Below are 16,571 nucleotides of genomic sequence, written 5' to 3' on the forward strand. Positions count from 1 at the left end.
GTGACCTGTCCAACGTCCCGCACCCGCCGCACGAAATCGCCGCGGCTTCCCGGTGCGAGTCCCCGGCGCCGTCTCGGTGCGGAAACACCGGGGCGCCGAACCCGTAACACCGTCTCCCTAGGGTCGTAGTCGTTCCACGAACCCGCCTCTGACCACGGGAGACACCCCATGCGTGAGCACTTCGCACGACGAGCCGCCGACGAACTCCAGCGCGGGCTCGGGCGGCGCACCTTCTTCCGGGCGGCCGCCGGCGTGGCCGCCGCCGGTGCCGTCACCACCACCGGGGCGAGCGCGGCCACCGCCGCCGCCTCGGCCGCAGGTGCCCAGCACTCCGCTCCCCGGGGCGGGCGTCCCGGCTTCCGCGGCACCGTCCTCCAGTCGGGCCGGGGTCCGATCCCCGGTGACCACTACCTCCCCTCGGACGTGGACAGCGTGCTGTGGGGCTACGTCCCGTCCCTGGACGCCGAGCCCTCGCTGCGGATGGGCTCGGGCCGGACGGTCACCATCGACGCCGTCTCGCACGAGGGGATCCTCGAGGACCAGGGCCGGGACCCGGTGGGGTTCTTCGGCGAGCAGGGGGTGCCCCGTGCGCAGGTCCTGGAGGACGCGACCGAGATCGCCCGCGACTACGACCGCACCGAGCGCGACTTCGACCGGGACGGCCCGCACGTGGTCACCGGCCCCGTGTTCGTCGAGGAGGCGCGACCCGGCGACGTCCTCAAGATCGAGACGCTGCGCGCCGACCTGCGCGTGCCGTACGGGGTGGTCTCGAGCCGCCACGGCAAGGGCGCCCTGCCCCGGACCGCGGACGGCCCCGCGGCGGGCATCACCCTCGAGGAGGTCATGCCCCCGGTCGGCACGGACGGCCGCGCCACGGGCGAGCCGGAGGACTACGGCACCGTCTCGGTGTTCACCCCGGTCGAGAAGGGCCGGGGCGTGATGGGCGGGGGCCGGGTCCGCTTCCCGCTGCGGCCGTTCATGGGCATGATGGGCGTCGCCTACCAGCAGGGTGCCGGACTCACCGACGACCTGCTGAACTCGATCCCGCCGACGCTGGGCGGCGGCAACATCGACATCCGTCATCTCGGCGTGGGCTCCACGTTCTACCTGCCCGTGCAGACGGACGGGGCCCTGTTCTACGTGGGGGACCCGCACATGGCCATGGGGGACGGCGAGGTGGCGCTCACCGCGATGGAGGGTTCGCTGCGCGGCACGTTCCGGCTCACGGTCTGCAAGGCGGGGGAGGGGGACGCGCCCTCCGTGGCCCACGCCTACCCCTTCGCGGAGACGGACGAGCACTGGATCCCGATCGGGCTCTCCGACCCGGACGGCGCGGCCGGCGGCCAGGGCTCCGACCTCGACGTGGCGATGCGCCGGGCCGTGGTCAACGCCCTCGACTTCCTGGAGCAGGACCGGGGCATGGAGCGCGCCGTCGCCTACGCCTACCTCTCCGCCGCCGCGGACTTCGCGATCTCCCAGGTGGTGGACCGCACGGTCGGCGTGCACGGGCTGATCCGCAAGGCGGACTTCGACCGCCCCTGAGCGCGCCCTGCTAGCCTCCGGGCATGACCCCTTCCTCCCGTTCCTCCCGGGCGGACGCCGCCGTCACGTCCCTGCCGCGCACGATCGGCAGGGTGCTCCTCGGGCTCGTCCTGCTCGGCGCGGGGATCGGTCACCTCACGGTGGCCCGGGAGGAGTTCGTCGCCCAGGTGCCCCGGTGGGTGCCCGTGCCCGTGCCCGACGACGTCGTGGTGCTCGGCTCCGGGGTGGTGGAGATCGTCCTCGGCGCCGCGCTCGTGGTCCTGCCCCGGTGGCGGGTGGCGCTCGGGTGGCTCGCCGCGGCGTTCTTCGTGGCCGTCTTCCCGGGCAACGTCTCGCAGTACCTCACCCGGACCGACGCGTTCGGCCTGGACACCGACCGGGCCCGGGCCGTGCGGCTGCTGTTCCAGCCGCTGCTCGTGCTCTGGGCCCTGTGGTCCACCGGGGCGTGGCGGGCGTGGCGCCGCTCCCGCCGGGATCAGTCCCGGCGGCCGGCGTAACGGTCGGCGTAGCGGCCCCGCACGCGCCGGTACACGGCGAACGTGCCGAGATAGGCGAGGGCCGCGAGCACCACGACGGGCAGCCACTCCTGGGCGTCCACGGTGGTCAGCAGGGCCCCGGCCGAGGTCAGCACCAGGGCCAGGACGAGCAGGGTCGCGACGATCGACTTCACGGGCGTCCTTCCGGGGCGCGGGTGCTTCGGGCACCTCCAGCGTAGCGGCCCGGAAGGCGCGGACCCGTGGCGGCGACCCGGCCACGGTGGTCCCACGGCCGGCGTCGGGCGACCGGGAAACCGGCGACAGTGACCCGGCGACAACGGTCCGGTGGCAGTGACCCGGCGGCAGCGGGCCGGGGCTCAGCAGCCCGGGGCTCAGCAGGCCGCGGCGAGCGCAGGGGCGGGCTCACTCGCGCGGGACTGCGCGGGGACCTCCCCCGGGTGCAGCAGGTCCTCGACGTCCGCCTCGTCGAGGGCGGCTTCGCGGGCCAGGAGGGTCACCGGCACGCCGTGGCGCACGGCCAGGCGGAGTTCGTCCCGCAGGGTCTCGACGGCCTGGTCGAGCCGCCAGCGCTCGCCCTCGAGGTCGGCCTCGAAGGCCCACAGGCGCCGGCTCTGGTCCTCGGCGTCCTGGACGGCGAGGGGACCGGCGTCTCCCAGGGTCTGGTCGAAGGACCACTCGGCGGTCTCGACCCGTCCGGCCGCGGCCAGGACCCGCCGGGTGAAGAACGGGCGGAACAGCATCGCGCCGCCGTCGGGGACGATCGACGCCGCAGGCCCGTCGGTCAGGGGCGCCTCCTGCAGGAAGCCGCACTCGCAGGCGTGCACCTGCCGGCCGTCGAGGGCCGCCTGGGCCACGGCGTGGTTCACGTGGTCCTGCACGTCGGCGAAGTCGAGGAGGCGCACCGGCATGGGCCGGCCGCAGTGCACCGGGGCGGTGGCCGCCGTCCTGGGATCGTCCCGGAGCGTGGGGAGGGGTGAGGGGGCGGTCTTCTCGTCGGTGGATCCGGGGTGCTGCTGGCTCATTCCTCGACCTTCCTCGCGTGTCCTGCGGTGTTTCTCGGAGTCTGCCTGCGGGTCCTCGCGGAACCGCACCGTTCCCATGGAACAGGAGGATCGTTAGCTTGTCTAGTTATTCGCACGCCTAGTTTTCAAATCCCCTAGACTGTCAGCATGACTGATGCGTCCGATGCGTCTGAGACCTCGCCCGGCTACTGGTACGCCACCGAGGGTCGTCGTCCGCCGGCCCTGGAGGTGCTCGAGGCCATGCGGGCCTACCGCGCCGCCGAGTCCGCCATGCGGCTCCGGACCCGGGACTCGATGGGCATGGGGGAGAAGGACCTGCTCGCCCTGCGCTACCTGCTCGAGGCCGACCGTGCCGGGACCCCGCTGAGCCCGCGGGACCTGGCGCGCCGGCTGGGCATCTCCTCCGCCTCGACCACCACGCTGCTGGACCGGCTGTCCCGCAGCGGTCACGTGGCGCGCCGCCCGCACCCCACCGACCGGCGGGCGCTGGTCATCGTCGCCACCGACACGGCCCACTGCGAGGTGCGCTCCACGCTCGGGGCCATGCACGAGCGCATGATGCGCGTGGCCCGCGGGCTGAGCCCCGAGGAGGCCGCCACGGTGACCGCCTTCCTGCGCGCCATGACCGAGGCGGTCGAGGCCGACGACGGGCCCCGGCACCGGGAGCAGGTCGAGGACCGCCGCTCCCCGGACCACGGGGCCGCCTGAGCCGGGCGCCCGCGCCGCCGGACGGACGCCGCCCGGTATGCGGACCGACCTCCGACATGCTGAGGTGACCACGCCGGGGCCCGCTGTCCGTGTGGAGGGCGGGCCCCGGCGTCGTCGTGCCGGAAGGACCGGCGGATCCGTCAGTGGGTCGGGAAGCCCAGGTTGATCTGGGACTCCGAGGGCTCGGGCCAGCGGGTGGTGACGAGCTTGCGGCGGGTGTAGAAGTTGAAGGACTCCGGCCCGTACATGTGGGTGTCGCCGAACAGGGAGTTCTTCCAGCCGCCGAAGGAGAACGCGCCGATCGGCACCGGGATCGGGACGTTGACCCCGACCATGCCGACCTCGATCTCGAACTCGAACTGCCGGGCGGTCTTGCCGTCGCGGGTGAACACCGCCACCCCGTTGGCGAACTGGTTGGTGTTGATCAGCGCCACGGCCTCCTCGTAGGTCGCGACCCGCACCACGGACAGGACGGGGCCGAAGATCTCCTCGTCGTAGACCTTCATGCCGGGCTTCACGTGGTCCAGCAGCGAGACGCCGGTGAAGAACCCTCCGCCGTCGAACTCCTGGGCCGTGCCGTCGACGACGACGGTCGCCCCCTCGGCCTCCGCTCCGGCCACGTAGGCGTTGACCCGCTCCAGGGCCGCCTGCGTGATGAGCGGGCCCATCTCCGAGGCCGGGTCGGTGCCGTCGCCGATGGTCAGCCCGGCCACCCGCTCGCTGATCCGCTCGATCAGCGGATCGGCCACGTCCCCGACCGTGACGAGCACCGAGACCGCCATGCAGCGCTCCCCGGCCGAGCCGTAGGCGGCCGAGACGGCCGCGTCGGCGGCCCCGTCCAGGTCGGCGTCGGGCATGACCACCATGTGGTTCTTCGCCCCGCCCAGGGCCTGGACGCGCTTGCCGTGCTGCGCGGAGGTCTCGTAGATGTACTTGGCGATCGGGGTGGAGCCCACGAAGGACACGGCCTTGACCAGCGGATTGGTCAGCAGCTCGTCCACGGCCACCTTGTCCCCGTGCACCACGTTGAGCACCCCCGGCGGCAGACCGGCCTCGGCGAAGGCCTCGGCGATCCACACCGCCGCCGAGGGGTCGCGCTCGGAGGGCTTGAGGATCACGGTGTTCCCGGCCGCGATCGCGGTGGTGATCATCCACAGCGGGACCATGGCGGGGAAGTTGAACGGGGTGATGCACGCGACCACCCCCACCGGCTGGCGGATCTGGTGGACGTCCACCCCGGTGGCGGCCTGCTCGAGGAACTCGCCCTTCATGTGGTGCATCAGTCCCGCGCAGAACTGCACGTTCTCCAGCCCGCGGGCGATCTCTCCGGCCGCGTCGGAGAGGACCTTGCCGTGCTCGGCGGTGATGATCGCGGCCAGCTCGGGCGTGCGCTCCCGGATGATGTTCTCGACCTTGAACATGATCGCCGAGCGCTTGGCCATCCCGGTGGCCCGCCACCCGGGCAGGGCGAGCTCGGCGGCCTCCACCGCGGTGGCGACCTCCTCGGCCGAGGCCAGCAGCACCTGCCTGGCCACCTTCCCGGTCGCGGGGTTGTAGACGTCGGCGGTGCGCTCGGAGCCGCCGTGGCGGGCTCCGTCGATGAAGTGCTCGACGACCGCCCCGGTGACCCCGGGGTCCCTGCCGCCCTGCTCGGCCTGTCGCTGCGCGGCGCGCTCGGCGCCCTGCTTGGTGTCCTGCATGGTGTTCTTCTCCTCGGTCGTGGTGGTCTCGGCGCCGCTCAGGCCCGGTCCGGGTCCCAGCCCGGGATCTTCCCGTCCGGCGCGGCGTACTTGGCGATGAGGGAGCAGTCCTTGTCCCCGAGGCCCTCGTCGATGAGCTGCTGCAGCTTCTCGGCCACGAGGGCGGCCGCGGGCAGCTGCACACCGGTCTGCTCGCCCGCCATGAGGGCCAGGCCGGCGTCCTTGGCGGCGAGGGTCGCGCTGAAGGTGGCGTCGAAGTTGTCGTTGGCCGCGGCGGAGTCCACGATCCCGGGCACCGGGTACCAGGTCTGCAGCGCCCAGGAGTTGCCGGAGGACACCGAGGCGATGTCCCAGAACACCTGGGGGTCCAGGCCCAGCCGGTCGGCGAGCACCGAGCCCTCGGCGCAGGCCTCGAGGCAGATGAACAGCATCATGTTGTTGACGATCTTGGCGGCCTGGCCCGTGCCGGCCTCGCCCGTGGCCACGATCTTGCGGGCCATCGGCTCGATGAAGGTCCGGGCGGTCTCGACGACGTCGGGCTGCCCGCCGACCATGAAGGTCAGGGTGCCCGCCGCCGCGCCGCTGATCCCGCCGGAGACCGGCGCGTCCACGAAGCGGAAACCGGCGTCCGCGGCGGCCCGGTGGAGGTGCTCCGCGGTCTCCACGTCGATCGTGGAGCTGTCGATGAGCAGCGCGTCCTTCGGGGCGAGCGCGATGACGCCGCTGTCGCCGAGGTAGACGGCCCGGGCGTGCTCGCCCTTGGGGAGCATGGTGAACACGACGTCGGCGCCCTGCAGCGCCTCCTCCATGGAGTCGAAGGTCTGCACGCCCCTGTCGCGGGCGGCCGCCATGGCGTCGGCGCTGACGTCGTGGCCGCGGACGTCGTGGCCGGCCGCGGCGAGGTTGGCGGACATCGGATTGCCCATGTGGCCGAGGCCGATCCAGGTGATGGTGGTCATCGGGGAGTCCCTTCTGGAAGGTGTCGTGCTGGGAGGTGTCGTGCTGCGACGTGTCGCACGGAGCGGTGTCGCACGGAGCGGTGTGGCACCGGGCGGTGTGGCACCGGGAGGTGCCGCAGTGGGAGGTGACGGACCGTGCGGTCCCGGACCGCGGGCCGCCGAACGGCGGGCTGTCGCCCCGCGGAGCACCGGTCCGCACGCTGCCGGGCGGTGGGGTGCACGCACGGCGCGCCCAGCGGCGGACCGGGGAACCGGTCCGCCGCTGGGCGCGGGCGAGGATCCGTGCTGGAGCCCGCCGGGACGTCGGTGCGGATCAGAGGGCCTGGTCCCGGGTGGCCTTCTCCTCGGAGAGCCGGCGCCGGTCCTCGGCGTCGACGTCCTGGAGGGAGATGCCCTTGGTCTCGCGCAGCGTGGCCACCGCGAAGAGGGTGATGAGGCAGGCGATGCTGATGTAGATCGAGATCGGCACCCAGGAGTTGAACTCGCGCAGCAGGGCGGTCGCGATGATCGGGGCCAGCGAGCCGGCGACGATCGAGGTCACCTGGTAGCCCAGGGAGACGCCCGAGTAGCGCATCCGGGTGGGGAACATCTCGGCCATGATCGCCGGCTGCCCGGCGTACATGAGCGCGTGGACCATCAGGCCCAGGGTGATCGCCGCGAGGATGACGAAGCTGTTCTCGGTGTTGAACATCGGGAACGCGATGAACGCCCAGCCGATGCCCAGCACGGCGCCGGCCGCGTACATCGGGCGGCGGCCCACCTTGTCGGTGAACCGGCCGACGATCGGCACGCAGACCGCGTGGATCACGTGCGCGATCAGGAGCAGCAGCAGGATCCGGCTGGTGTCCACGTCCAGCTGGGTGGACAGGTAGGTGATCGAGAACGTCACCACCACGTAGTAGAGGATGTTCTCCGCGAAGCGCAGGCCCATGGCGCCGAAGACGCCGCGCGGGTAGCGGCGGAAGACCTCGCCCACGCCGTAGGCGGCGGACTTCTCCTCGAGGACCTCCTGCTGGGCCTCCTTGAAGATCGCGGCGTCCGTGACGTGGGTGCGGATGTAGTAGCCGATGGCCACGATGACGATCGACAGCCAGAAGCCCACGCGCCAGCCCCAGGCGAGGAACGCCTCCTCGGAGAGGACGAAGGACAGGGTCAGGAGCACGATGGTCGCGAGCAGGTTGCCCAGCGGGACGGCGGCCTGCGGCCAGCTGGACCAGAAGCCGCGCTCCTTGTTGGGGGAGTGCTCGGCCACGAGCAGGACGGCACCGCCCCACTCGCCGCCCACCGCGAAGCCCTGCACGAAGCGCAGCACCACGAGCATCGCCGCGGCCCAGTAGCCGATCTGGTCGTAGCCGGGCAGGCAGCCCATCAGGAAGGTGGCGGCGCCGACCATGACGATCGAGATCTGCAGCAGGTGCTTGCGCCCGTACTTGTCGCCGAAGTGGCCGAAGACGATGCCGCCCAGCGGGCGGGCGATGAAGCCGACCGCGTAGATCAGGAAGGCCTTGAGGATGCCGTCCAGCGGGTTGCCGGTGTCCACGAAGAACAGCTGGCCGAAGACCAGGGTGGACGCGGTGGCGAAGAGGAAGAACTCGTACCACTCCACGACCGTGCCGGCCATCGAGGCCGCCACGACCTTCTTCAGCCCGCCCCGGTTCTCGGGCGAGTCGTTCGGGTCCGCCGTGGCGGCGACCCTGTCCTCAGTGCTCATGGGGGTTCTCCTGTACCTGGGGAAACGGTGACGGTAGTCACAATGTTTGCCTACAGTGTGCGGATCTGTGGTGCGCTTCACAATGACCATGCGCTCGCGGTACCTGTGCAAAAATGCACATGTCGCCCGGACGTGTGCGTTCCCCGGTGCGGACCCCGCCGAACGGAGGAGCTGCCCCTTGTCGCACGGCGCCGACGACCTCCTGCTCCTGCTCGCGGTGGTCCGCCACGGCTCCTACGCCGGGGCCGCCGCGGACCTCGGCCTCAGCCACACCACCGTGTCCCGGCGCATGGCCGCGCTCGAGAAGATCGTGGGTGCCCGGCTGCTCGTGCGCACCGGCGAGATGTGGGAGCCCAGCGAGCTGGGCCGGAAGTTCGTGGCCGCCGGCGAGGAGATCGAGGCCGCGATGGGCTCCCTCCCGCTCGGCGCGGGCGTCCGCGGCGGCGCGATCAACGGGGTGGTGCGGGCGATGGCCCCGGACGGCTTCGGCGGCGTGGTGATGGGCGCCGCCATGCGGCGGCTGATCGAGGAGCACCCCGGGGTGCGGCTGGAGATGATCAACGCGGCCCGGCGGGCGCAGACCAACCCGGTGGGCATCGACCTGGAGGTGGTCGTCGGGCGCCCCGAGGTCTCCCGCAAGGAGGCCTTCCACCTGGCCGACTACTCCCTGGGCGTCTACGCCTCGCAGGACTACCTCGCGGCCCACCCGCCCATCCGCACGCCCGACCACGTGCAGGAGCACCCGCTCGTCTACTTCGTGGAGTCCATGCAGGACGTCGCCGAGCTGGACATCCCGCGCCGGCGGTTCCCGCGGATGCGCCAGGGCGTGGGGGCGACGTCGTCGGTGGTGCACGTGGAGCTCACCCGTGCGGGTGCGGGCGTCGGACTGCTGCCGTGCTACCTGGCCGAGCGGACCGGGGACCTGGTGCGGCTCTTCCCCGAGGAGCTGTGGTTCCCGGTGGAGTACTGGGTGGTCTCCCGGGCGGACCTGCTGCGCCGGCCCGCCGTGCAGGCGGTCGTGGAGGCGATCCGCGCCGCCGTGGCCGACATGAAGGACGAGCTGATCGCCGCGCCGCGCTGAGCGCGCCCGGTGCTCGCGGCCCGCCGACCACGGCGCGGTCACCGGCGCGGTGTCCGCCGCAGGGACGCCGGGGACGGCCCCGACGACGGCGGAGCCGGCCGGATCCACATGACCGTGCCGTCGAGGACAGCCTCCGGCCGGCCGGCGGACGTCCGGGGCGCGCCGGCCGGTGCGGACGCCCTGCTCGCCGGCCGGGCGTCAGGTGGATCGTGGGCGGACCGGGTCCGGACCCGGCCATCACGGGTACCGTGGGCTGATGGACCTGAACAGATTCTCACCCGGCCGATTCCGCGGGACCGCGATCACCGTGGCCCACCGCACGGAGACGGGCATCCGGGACGTGCTGGCGCGCCGGGCGGCCGCCCGGGGGTGGACCCCTGCGGTCCTCCCGTACTCCGGCTACGCCGGCGCCGACCACGCCCGCGTGCTGGGGCGGGTCGTCCTCGCGCCGGCGTCGGTCGATCCGGCGGCCCGCCGCGGCATCGCCGGATGGCGGCGCCTGCTCACCCTGGAGAGCCCCGGGACCGAGGTGCGGATCGAGCTCGCCGGCACCACGACCACGGTCACCAGCGACTCCGCCGGCATCGTCGACGTCCGACTGCCGTTGGACACCCCCTTGGCCCCGGGCACCAGCACCGCTCTGCTGCACCTCGACGGCCGCGAGCAGGTGCCGGCGACCGTGCACGTCATGAGCGGCGAACCGGTGCGCGGGGTGATCTGCGACATCGACGACACGGTCTGGGTCACCGGCATCTCGCACCCGGTCCGGGCGAGCTGGCGCACCCTGTCCGGCTCCAGCTCGACCCGGCAGTCGGTGCCGGGCATGGCGCGGCTGCTGCGGACCGCCGTCGAGGGCCAGGACCATCCCGGGGTGGTGTACCTGAGCAACGGCCCCTGGAACTTCGTGGGGCCGGTCACCCGGTTCCTGGCGCGCCACGACTTCCCGGCCGGGGCCGTCCTGATGACCGACTGGGGAGTCACCCCGCACCGTTGGTTCCGTGACGGCCGGGAGCACAAGTCCTCCTCCCTCGCCCGCCTGGTGGAGGACCTGCCCCACGTCACCTGGGTGCTCGTCGGGGACGACGGCGAGCACGACCCCGACATCTACGGCGAGCTCGCGAAGACCCACCCCGACCGCGTGGCGGCCCTCGCCCTGCGTCAGGTCCGGCCGGGCGCACCGGACAGCGCCGATCAGGAGAAGAGCTCCGTCAACGGAGTGCCCGTCCTGCGCGGCGCCGACGGGGACAAGCTCCTGCCACTGCTGCGCGACGCGCTGCGCCACCGCCCGCCGGCCGGCGCCTGAGCGCGTCGACGACGGCGGGCGCCCCGCCGACGGCCGGGGCCGGCATCCCTCGCCGCCGCCTGCGGGCCGTTCGCGCCGTGGCGCTTGTCACGTCCACTACTCAGCGTTACTCTGTACTGGTAGTCAATAACGCTGAGTAGTTGTCGGGGGTGGCAGGTGGGCAAGCAGGCGACGGAGATGCTCAAGGGCATCCTGGAGGGGATCGTCCTGGCCGTCCTGTCCGGGCGACCGGCGTACGGCTACGAGATCACGGCGTGGCTGCGCGAGCAGGGATTCACCGACATCGCCGAGGGAACCGTCTATGCGCTGCTGCTGAGGATCGAGCAGCGCGGCCTCGTCGACGTGGAGAAGGTCCCGTCCGAGAAGGGGCCGCCGCGCAAGGTGTACTCCCTCAACGCGCAGGGCCGGGAAGTGCTCGAAGAGTTCTGGAGGACCTGGAGCTTCCTCTCGGAACGATTGGAACAGCTCCGTGAAGGAGGCGGTCAGTCATGTTCATCATCTCGAAGGTGATCGGCGACAAGCGGCAGTACCGGCAGTACCGGGCTCGTGCGGCCCGGCTCCCGGCGCACTACCGGGACGCGGTCGAGGCGCTGGAGCGGTACCTGACGTACTCCAGGTCGTGGAGCGCCGAGGGCCTGATGTCGATGCTGGATGACCTCGTCGACCTGTTCGAGCAGAGCGCCGCGCGCGGGACCCCGGTCCGGGGCATCGTGGGGGACGACCCCGTGGAGTTCGCCGAGACGTTCCTGCGGACCTACTCGGACGGGGACTGGCTGAGCAAGGAGCGGCGGCGGTTGACCGACGCCATCGCGCAGGCCGAGGAACGCGAGGGAGCGCGCTGACGGCGGTCCGGCGCACCCGGTGCACCGGGTGAGCCGGCGGCGGGGCCCCGCGCCGGCCGTCGGGCCGGACGGCAGCACCGCCCCACGGCCCCGCCCCGCCGGCGCCGCGCCACTGGAACCGCACCGACCGGCCCCGCACCGGCGGGAGCGGTCGGTGCGGGGCCGGTCGGAGCGGGCTCAGTGGCAGGAGCAGCCGTGCTCCGCCTCCGCGCCGCCGGAGCAGCAGTGCCCGGGCGTGGGTGCGGGGACGTCCAGGACCGGCGAGCGGTCGAAGAAGCCCTCCGGGCGCAGCCGGAACCCGACGGTGTCCACCGGCATGATCGGCCAGTCCTCGACCCGCGGGAAGTGGGTCAGCCCGAACGTGTGCCAGACGACGATGTCCTCGCCGTCGACGCTGCGGTCCCGGCCGGTCCACTCCGGTAGCCCGCCGTCACCGCTGTGCTGGTTCGGGAAGTCGCCGGTCGGGTACCGCTCGGTCTCCTCGTACGGGGTCACCCACAGCGCCTTGGTCGCGAAGGTGGCCCGGCGGTGGATCGGGGAGCCCTCGGCAGCCAGCAGCGTGGGCATGCCCTCCGGGTGCAGCTTGTAGCCGACCGGTTCGCCGAGCCGGTTGTAGGACTCGGCGCTGGAGACCACCCAGGTGCGGCCCACGGACATGTCGGCGTCGCGCATCGCCTCCTGCTCGTTGGCGAGCACGGTGCGCCTGCGGGTGAAGGCGTTGCCGCGGGGGTTGTGCTCGGACACCGGCAGCCGGACCGCGTCCTCCTCCTCGACCCGGCACGGACCGCCGTCGAGGGCGAAGTCCAGCCGGGCGGAGAACAGGTGCTGGTGGAACGGCGCGCCCAGGCCCGGGGCGATCTCGGAGGCGTAGTCGCTGGGCCCGTCCGGCAGGGACGAGGTGAACACCACGCCGGTGGCCTTGGCCTCGAACTCGATGGTGCCGTCCAGGTACAGGTACCAGTAGAACCCGTAGTCGTAGTTGCCCACGGTGGTGAAGAAGGAGATCACCAGGCGGCGGTTGCGCCGGGTGTAGGCCACGCCGCTCCACAGGTCGGTGTGCTTGGCGAGGACGGACCAGTCCTCCTCGTGCATGCAGATGCCGTTCCGGATCTCGCGCGGCTCGCCGCGGCCGCTGACCACCACGGGGGACAGGTAGGTGATGTCGCCCAGGCAGTCGCAGCCCAGCTCCAGGGAGTTGGCCCACTGGCCCACGAGGTACTCGCCGGTGTCGAAGTAGTTCTGCCAGGACCGCACGGGCGAGGGGTCGCCGTAGGGGACCACCATCTCGGCGATCGCGGCCCGGTCGAGGATGCGCCGGGTCTTCCCGTCGTCGTCGAACGCGATGTTGTGCAGGACCAGGCCTTCGCGCATGTCGAAGCCCACGTCCAGGCTCCACTTCTCCCACTCCACGTGATTGCCGCCCGTGACGGTGAAGGACGGGCCCTCCGGCTGGGTGATCTCGAACGGCTTCTGGGTGGTGCGCAGCGGCCCGGTGAGCTCCGGGTCGGTGTAGTTGCCGTGCTCCTCGGGGACCGGCATCACGCCGATGTCCAGGACCTGGTCCACGGCGTGGTTCGTGACGTCCACGTAGGCCACCAGCCCGTCGACGGGGTGGGCCCAGGCCGAGTCCTCCTCGTGCTCCTGCAGGAAGGCCAGACCGCGCAGGATGCGCCGGCCCTTCTCCTCCGGGTACTCGAAGACGCCGGCCGACAGGGGCGCCACCCGCACCTGGGCCACGTCCAGGCCGCGGCGGTCCAGGGCGGCCAGCCAATCCTCGTTCGTCGAGAGGATCTGCTCGACCATCTCGAACTCCTCCTCCAGCACGGGCAGCTCGCCGGTGACCTCGGTGTCGAGCTCGACTACGGACTCGATCCGCCGGTCGGTGGCGGAGACGACGACGTCCTTGGGCCGGCCGTCGTCGACGTCGAGCAGGAAGACACGGAACCGCCGGTTCACGGCGGCGTCCGCGGGAGTGCCCCGGGCCGGCTCGACCAGTCCGAGGTAGGCCATGCGGGCGGAGTCGGGGAAGTGCCCGGCCTCCTCCAGGACGGCTCGGACGGTGCTGATCTCCTCGGGCGTCTGCAGGGCGTAGGCGCCGAGCTCGGCGGTGGTGCGGGTGTCGGCGAGGGGCATTCCCGGGTCCTTTCGTGGGGCGCAGCAGGAGTGGAGCGACAACGCGGACTGCGCGGCGTGAGCTGAGTCACTTTTGTTTCTACGTCTGTAGAGAATAGATTGGGCCGGCGGACCTGGCAAGACCCCCTGTCCGCTCCCGGGCCCGACGACGGTGCCAGGACGACGCTGCTCGACGACGGTGCTCGGCGACGGTGCCAAGATGGGACGTGCAGGGAAAGGAGCCCACCGGATGCCCAAGGTGGTGGATCACGAGACGCGGCGCCGGGAACTGGTCCAGGCGACCTGGCGGATCATCGCCCGGAACGGGCTCTCGGGGGCGACAATGCGCCAGATCGCGGCCGAGGCCGGCTATGCCAACGGTGCGCTGAAGCCCTACTTCGCCACGAAGGCGGACCTGATCGCGGCCACCTACACCTACGTCTTCGACCGCACCAACGAGCGCGTGGCCCGGGCCGCCGCCGGACGGACCGGACTGGCGGCGCTGGAGGCCTTCTGCCGGCAGGTGCTCCCGCTGGACGCCGTGCGGCTGGACGAGGCGCGCGTGGTCATCCCGTTCTGGCAGGAGGCGGCCCACGACGCCGGCCGGGCCGAGCTCAACAACCGCTCCATGGCGCAGTGGCGGGAGTCGATGGCCGGGTGGCTGGTGCAGGCCCGGGACGCCGGCGACCTGGCCCCCCGGGTGGACGTCCCGACCGCCGTGGAGGCGCTGCTGACCTTCCTGCTGGGCGCCCAGATCACCGCCGCACTGGATCCGGACGTCGGCTCCCCCCACCGCCTGGAGCAGCAGCTGCGGGCCCAGCTGGACGCGCTGCGGGCGCACCCCGGCGGAGCCGTGCCGGGCGCCGGCACCTGACCGGTTCCGCGACTGTCGGCGGTCCGGAGCCGGGTCGGCCGGTGCGCCGCGGCTGCATCGGTGCCGGCCGCCAGGGCGCGGCCCCGGGCCGGGGTGGTGCGCTGGGCCCCGGGGCCGTGCTCCTCGTGCCGCGGTGCGACCGGTGCGGTCGCCGGACTCACTCGACGGTGAAGAACTCCAGCTGGACCCGGTCGGGCAGACGGGTGCCGGTGCCGATGAACAGGCGCGAGTTGACCCACGCCAGGTCCGACTCCTCGGGCGCGGTGATGCGCGGGACGCACCGGAAGTAGATCTCCTCGGGTGCCACGGTCTCGCCCTTCACGAGGCGCTCCAGGGCCTCGGGGCTGCCGTGGCGGAGCGCGCGGTTCTCCACCAGGAGCCGCGGCCCGCCGTCGATCTCCAGGACGTAGGAGGCGACGAGGTAGGCCGTGGAGGGGGAGGAGTACTGCTGGAAGTCGGCTCCCGCGTCCAGGACGGTGCCGTGCCACCCGTCGCCGCGCACCTGCCCGCCGCGGATGGGGACCACGCGGCGCACGCCGTCGGTCGTGGTGCCGATGTCGATGGGGCGGTCCACCTGGACGTCGACGGAGGCGAACCAGGTCAGCGCGGGCGGTGTGGGCACGTCGGTCGTGGGCGCGTCGGTCATGGGCACAAACTACAGCCCCGCACGGAACGCGACCTGCCCCACGGTCGGCGGGCCGTGCAGGGCGTCCCGGACGCTGTGGTTCGGCACCGGGAACTACCCTGGGCACATGACTTCGCACCCTCCCCGGCGGCCGGCCCCCTGGCAGCCCGACGCTCCCCCCGCGAACGATTCCGGCGGTCCCGGGCATCCCGTCCCGCCCGCCGGACGGCCGGGGGTGCCCGGCCCGTACCCGGCCCCGCCGGGAAGCCCGCTCCCGCCCGCCGGAGTGCCGAGGACGGCGCCGCTCACCTACACGGAGTTCTACCGCACGCCCCGGAACCGCTGGTGGAAGGGACTCGTCAGCATCCTGGTGCTGATCGCGGGGCTCCTGCTGTTCTCGGTGGCGCTGGCCCTCGGCGCCACGGCGATCGACCTCCTCCTGGGCAGCACCACCACGGACGAGCTCGCGAGCGGGCAGATCACCATGACGCCGGCGCTGCTGCTGGCGACCAACCTGTCCCTGATCGCCACGGCCGCCGTCGCCGTGCTCCTGCACCGGTACCTGCACCGGCAGCCGGTCGGCACCCTGCACTCCGTGGTGGGCCGCTTCCGGTGGGACTGGCTCGGGCGGGCGGCCGTCGTCGTCGTCCCGCTGTTCGTGGCCTATGTCGCGGTCCTCACGCTCCTCGACTCGCCGGGCCCGTTCGCCCTGGACGCCACGGCGTGGGCTTTCCTCGCGATCGTCCTGCTGACCACGCCCCTGCAGGCGGCGTCCGAGGAGTACATCTTCCGCGGTGTGGTCCAGCGGGCCGCCGGCTCCTGGGTGTCCGGGGCCGTGCCGTCCCTGGTGCTCGGCACCCTGGTGAGCGCGGTGACGTTCTCGATCGCGCACTTCGCGACGGACGTGTGGCTCATCGCCTACTACCTGGTCTTCGCGGTCGCGATGTCGCTCCTGACGCACGCCACGGGCGGGCTCGAGGCGGCCGTGCTCGTGCACGCGGCGAACAACTTCCTGTTCTTCCTCGTGACCTCGTCCACGGGAATGATGAGCGAGGGGTTCGACCGCTCCGCCGGTGCCGGCGGCCCGATCATGCTGCTGCCGATGCTCTTCGTCGCGGCCGTCGCCCTCGTCCTGGTCGTCATGGCCCGGCAGCGGGGCCTGCGGCACCGGGCCGCTCCGCCGGCGGCCGCCTGAGCCCGTGCTGGTGATGGGCAGGCGGGACCGGTGGGTGCCGCCCACCGGTCCCGCCCCGGCGGGCTAGAGCTCGCGGTCCTCCACGACGTCGAGGTCGCGGAACACGGGCTCCCCGTCGATGAGTTCACGCATCCGCATGGCGTACTCCTGAGTCTGCGGGAGCTGGGAGTTCTCCATGGCGGACTCGTAGGAGTCGAAGAAGACCATCTCGCAGTAGCGGCCGGAGTCGTTGCGGTCCCTCGCCGAGATGAGGCGGCGGGCCGAGCGCTTCCCCTGCGAGGCCCGCTCCCACTCCGCGAGGACCTCGGCCACCTCCTCCGGCTTCGAGGTGGTGTATTCGATCAGCTGGATGAAAGCCATGACGCACGCTCCTCTGGATCGACCGTTTCGGGGCCACCAG

General features: G+C 72.5%; 17 protein-coding genes. 9 read left to right on the plus strand and 8 right to left on the minus strand.

The window, feature by feature from the left end; all coding sequences use genetic code 11:
* The first annotated feature begins 168 nt into the window (after nt 1–168).
* A complete protein-coding gene (locus ACH9D3_RS11075; protein WP_396410940.1) occupies nt 169–1,542 on the plus strand; it encodes an acetamidase/formamidase family protein in 1,374 nt (457 codons plus the stop codon).
* A 23-nt stretch (nt 1,543–1,565) separates the two neighbouring features.
* Nucleotides 1,566–2,039, plus strand: a complete 474-nt coding sequence (locus ACH9D3_RS11080) for a DoxX family protein (protein ID WP_396410941.1) — start codon at nt 1,566–1,568, stop codon at nt 2,037–2,039.
* Here the strand turns inward: ACH9D3_RS11080 and ACH9D3_RS11085 are convergent.
* The gene (locus ACH9D3_RS11085) at nt 2,018–2,212 is read right to left on the minus strand and encodes a hypothetical protein (protein WP_396410942.1); all 195 of its coding nucleotides are present in this window, start codon (nt 2,210–2,212) and stop codon (nt 2,018–2,020) included. The genes ACH9D3_RS11080 and ACH9D3_RS11085 overlap by 22 nt on opposite strands.
* A 198-nt stretch (nt 2,213–2,410) precedes the next feature.
* Nucleotides 2,411–3,061 carry a hypothetical protein gene (locus ACH9D3_RS11090; protein ID WP_396410943.1) on the minus strand — a complete coding sequence of 217 codons (651 nt, stop codon included), beginning with the start codon at nt 3,059–3,061 and terminating at the stop codon, nt 2,411–2,413.
* 147 nt (nt 3,062–3,208) lie between these two features.
* On the opposite strand from ACH9D3_RS11090, the gene ACH9D3_RS11095 reads away from it, so the two are divergent.
* Entirely contained in the window at nt 3,209–3,769 is a 561-nt protein-coding gene (locus tag ACH9D3_RS11095; RefSeq protein ID WP_396410944.1) for a MarR family transcriptional regulator, read from the plus strand.
* A 140-nt stretch (nt 3,770–3,909) separates the two neighbouring features.
* On the opposite strand, the gene ACH9D3_RS11100 is transcribed toward ACH9D3_RS11095, so the two are convergent.
* From ACH9D3_RS11100 to ACH9D3_RS11110, 3 genes are all read right to left on the minus strand, one after another.
* Nucleotides 3,910–5,469 carry a CoA-acylating methylmalonate-semialdehyde dehydrogenase gene (locus ACH9D3_RS11100; RefSeq protein ID WP_396410945.1) on the minus strand — a complete coding sequence of 520 codons (1,560 nt, stop codon included), beginning with the start codon at nt 5,467–5,469 and terminating at the stop codon, nt 3,910–3,912.
* 38 nt (nt 5,470–5,507) lie between these two features.
* On the minus strand, nt 5,508–6,428 hold the full coding sequence (gene mmsB / locus ACH9D3_RS11105) for a 3-hydroxyisobutyrate dehydrogenase (protein WP_396410946.1): 921 nt from the start codon (nt 6,426–6,428) through the stop codon (nt 5,508–5,510).
* A gap of 313 nt (nt 6,429–6,741) precedes the next feature.
* Nucleotides 6,742–8,139 (minus strand): MFS transporter, encoded by a 1,398-nt coding sequence (locus ACH9D3_RS11110; RefSeq protein ID WP_396410947.1) that lies wholly within the window; start codon nt 8,137–8,139, stop codon nt 6,742–6,744.
* Between the two features lie 178 nt (nt 8,140–8,317).
* Between ACH9D3_RS11110 and ACH9D3_RS11115 the strand changes: the two genes are divergently transcribed.
* From ACH9D3_RS11115 to ACH9D3_RS11130, 4 genes are all read left to right on the plus strand, one after another.
* Nucleotides 8,318–9,220: a LysR family transcriptional regulator gene (locus ACH9D3_RS11115; RefSeq protein WP_396399938.1), complete on the plus strand. Its 903-nt coding sequence runs from the start codon at nt 8,318–8,320 to the stop codon at nt 9,218–9,220.
* Between the two features lie 256 nt (nt 9,221–9,476).
* Nucleotides 9,477–10,523 carry an App1 family protein gene (locus ACH9D3_RS11120; protein WP_396410948.1) on the plus strand — a complete coding sequence of 349 codons (1,047 nt, stop codon included), beginning with the start codon at nt 9,477–9,479 and terminating at the stop codon, nt 10,521–10,523.
* A 156-nt stretch (nt 10,524–10,679) separates the two neighbouring features.
* On the plus strand, nt 10,680–11,033 hold the full coding sequence (locus ACH9D3_RS11125; RefSeq protein WP_396410949.1) for a helix-turn-helix transcriptional regulator: 354 nt from the start codon (nt 10,680–10,682) through the stop codon (nt 11,031–11,033).
* Nucleotides 11,012–11,365 (plus strand): DUF1048 domain-containing protein, encoded by a 354-nt coding sequence (locus tag ACH9D3_RS11130; protein ID WP_396410950.1) that lies wholly within the window; start codon nt 11,012–11,014, stop codon nt 11,363–11,365. The genes ACH9D3_RS11125 and ACH9D3_RS11130 overlap by 22 nt, the downstream gene beginning before the upstream one ends.
* 177 nt (nt 11,366–11,542) lie before the next feature.
* Here the strand turns inward: ACH9D3_RS11130 and ACH9D3_RS11135 are convergent, their stop codons facing one another.
* Entirely contained in the window at nt 11,543–13,498 is a 1,956-nt protein-coding gene (locus ACH9D3_RS11135; protein WP_396410951.1) for a primary-amine oxidase, read from the minus strand.
* Nucleotides 13,499–13,727: 229 nt separating this feature from the next.
* Here ACH9D3_RS11135 and ACH9D3_RS11140 point away from each other — a divergent pair, with 229 nt between their 5' ends.
* Nucleotides 13,728–14,351, plus strand: coding sequence for a TetR family transcriptional regulator C-terminal domain-containing protein (locus tag ACH9D3_RS11140; RefSeq protein ID WP_396410952.1), 624 nt, complete (start codon nt 13,728–13,730; stop codon nt 14,349–14,351).
* A gap of 157 nt (nt 14,352–14,508) precedes the next feature.
* On the opposite strand, the gene ACH9D3_RS11145 is transcribed toward ACH9D3_RS11140, so the two are convergent.
* Nucleotides 14,509–14,997 (minus strand): DUF3237 family protein, encoded by a 489-nt coding sequence (locus ACH9D3_RS11145; protein WP_396410953.1) that lies wholly within the window; start codon nt 14,995–14,997, stop codon nt 14,509–14,511.
* 265 nt (nt 14,998–15,262) lie between these two features.
* On the opposite strand from ACH9D3_RS11145, the gene ACH9D3_RS11150 reads away from it, so the two are divergent.
* Nucleotides 15,263–16,171, plus strand: a complete 909-nt coding sequence (locus ACH9D3_RS11150) for a CPBP family glutamic-type intramembrane protease (protein WP_396410954.1) — start codon at nt 15,263–15,265, stop codon at nt 16,169–16,171.
* A 63-nt stretch (nt 16,172–16,234) separates the two neighbouring features.
* On the opposite strand, the gene ACH9D3_RS11155 is transcribed toward ACH9D3_RS11150, so the two are convergent.
* Nucleotides 16,235–16,531: a hypothetical protein gene (locus ACH9D3_RS11155; RefSeq protein ID WP_396410955.1), complete on the minus strand. Its 297-nt coding sequence runs from the start codon at nt 16,529–16,531 to the stop codon at nt 16,235–16,237.
* Between the last annotated feature and the right edge of the window lie 40 nt (nt 16,532–16,571).

The organism is Kocuria kalidii (assembly GCF_044462225.1).
GTDB classification, from domain to species: domain Bacteria; phylum Actinomycetota; class Actinomycetes; order Actinomycetales; family Micrococcaceae; genus Kocuria; species Kocuria kalidii.